The 1888-nt window shown below is 40.3% G+C and carries 3 protein-coding genes and 1 riboswitch; all 3 genes read right to left on the reverse strand.

What is annotated here, in order from left to right:
- A partial coding sequence (locus tag AB7E53_RS14240; protein ID WP_446776423.1) for a thiamine phosphate synthase occupies nt 1–203 on the reverse strand: 203 nt, incomplete at its 3' end.
- Nucleotides 200–994, reverse strand: a complete 795-nt coding sequence (thiM, locus tag AB7E53_RS14245) for a hydroxyethylthiazole kinase (RefSeq protein ID WP_446776425.1) — start codon at nt 992–994, stop codon at nt 200–202. The genes AB7E53_RS14240 and thiM, both read right to left, overlap by 4 nt.
- A 115-nt stretch (nt 995–1109) precedes the next feature.
- Nucleotides 1110–1209: riboswitch (TPP riboswitch) on the reverse strand.
- Between the two features lie 36 nt (nt 1210–1245).
- Entirely contained in the window at nt 1246–1617 is a 372-nt protein-coding gene (locus tag AB7E53_RS14250; RefSeq protein WP_179400157.1) for a PCMD domain-containing protein, read from the reverse strand.
- Nucleotides 1618–1888: the final 271 nt, after the last annotated feature.

Genomic DNA, 1888 nt, shown 5'->3' on the forward strand with positions numbered 1-1888 from the left:
ATAAGCGGGATAGCAAAGGATTTCAAACATCTTTTGAGCTGAATAGCCAAATTCAGAAACTCTTTAGACGAGCAATCCTTCTCCCTCAACTGAACCATGGTAACCCCACCTTCGGCCGCCTCTTTCACAACATATTCAAGAGACCTGTTCAAAGCAAGCGAACGGTCGGTCACCAGATACAAACTCAAGTCAAAATGATTCATTGTCTGAACGTTCTGCATAACACCTCCTCATCCATTGCATACAGTTCATCCAGGAAATTCACCTGCAGGCTACCATTTCCTTTAGATCTGGCAGCCGCAATCTCGCCGGCAATTCCCATAACAGCCATACCATGAATGGCCGCATCGAACATGGAAGGATTTACAGCAGCAAAAGCCCCCAGTACCGCTGTAGCAGTACATCCCATTCCGGTAACTTTTTCCATCATCGTACTCCCGTTGTATATCATTTCAACCAGCTCTCCATCCGTAATATAGTCCGTCTGTCCGCTTATTACAACCACAGCATTCACTTCCCTGGCAAGCTGCATAGCCCAACTCAAGGCCGAATCAGACGATTCCGTACTATCCACCCCTTTAGTCTTCACATTCTCATTACATAAAGCAATTATTTCAGAAGCATTACCCCTTATTATTGAAGGCTTACATTCGCTGATGATTTGTTTACATACCTCGGACCGATACGATGTAGCACCTACTCCCACCGGATCAAAGATAATGGGGATATTTCGTTTCAAAGCGATCTTTCCTGCAAGCACCATTGCATTCACCCACCGGGGCTCAAGGGTACCGATATTAAGTACCATCGAAGATGCGATACCAGCCATCTCCTCCACCTCTTCAATAGCATGAGCCATTACCGGAGAAGCCCCAATAGCCAATAAGGCATTAGCCGTATTGTTCATCACCACAAAGTTTGTGATATTATGAACCAAGGGAGACCTCTCCTTAATCAGGCGCAAGTCTCTTCCAATTGCAGATATATCAATCATAGTTTCATTTTTTATTAGCACAAATGCCACATTAATAAGATGTTTATCAACAAAAAAAGCCGTCTCGCATAAAACGAAACGGCTTGAATAATAATATATAGATATTACCAGTTCATATTTTTTCTTCCCGTTTCCCTCCGATGTCGATTACAACATATCAGGTTCAAGGGTATTATCTCAGCTCTTTTAATAAAAGAGCACCCCTAACAGTGATTCCACAAACTTACATAAATATATTGAAAAAGTAAAAACTATTTAAATATCATATTCGAAAACATCAAAACGTATACCCAAAACTCAGATTTAAGTAAATCGAAAGGAAGACCAAACTGAGTGGCTTTAAGGGGATCACTTAACGCACTCATGGTATCGAAAGTCCCAATAAAAAGGTTTTCGGCCGCCATAGGCATATTCATCATTGCCCCCATTCCTCCGGTACTACGGGTAGAAAGCTTCAGGCACTTGCCAATCACCCCGTCGGCACTCTGTGCAGTTGGATACTCTTCCGGAGATGCAGCCATACCAAGAATAGCGTAACCAATATTTCCACTGACCCAATCCATAATCACCTTATCTCCGTTTCGTTCAAAAAATACAGGATACTTATCTTGCTGAAGCTTCATGTCCTCGAAACTATATTGAGTACTCAAACCTTCATAAAAAAAAGTAACCGTATACGTTTTATAATTCTTTTTTTTATAAATAATCTACGTATCTTTTTAATTTACCACCATACTTGCAATAACCTGGCAACAACAATTTTTTCGGATTTGCAATTCATTTTCACTTTCAGAATATTTGAATGTCCGGAAGAATCATCAACAATTAACTCTTCACTCTCTTTCATAGTTATATATAGATGGCTTTATAAATGAAAATGTTGCATATAAAAAA

Source organism: Macellibacteroides sp. (assembly GCF_050251695.1).
Lineage (GTDB): Bacteria > Bacteroidota > Bacteroidia > Bacteroidales > Tannerellaceae > Macellibacteroides > Macellibacteroides fermentans.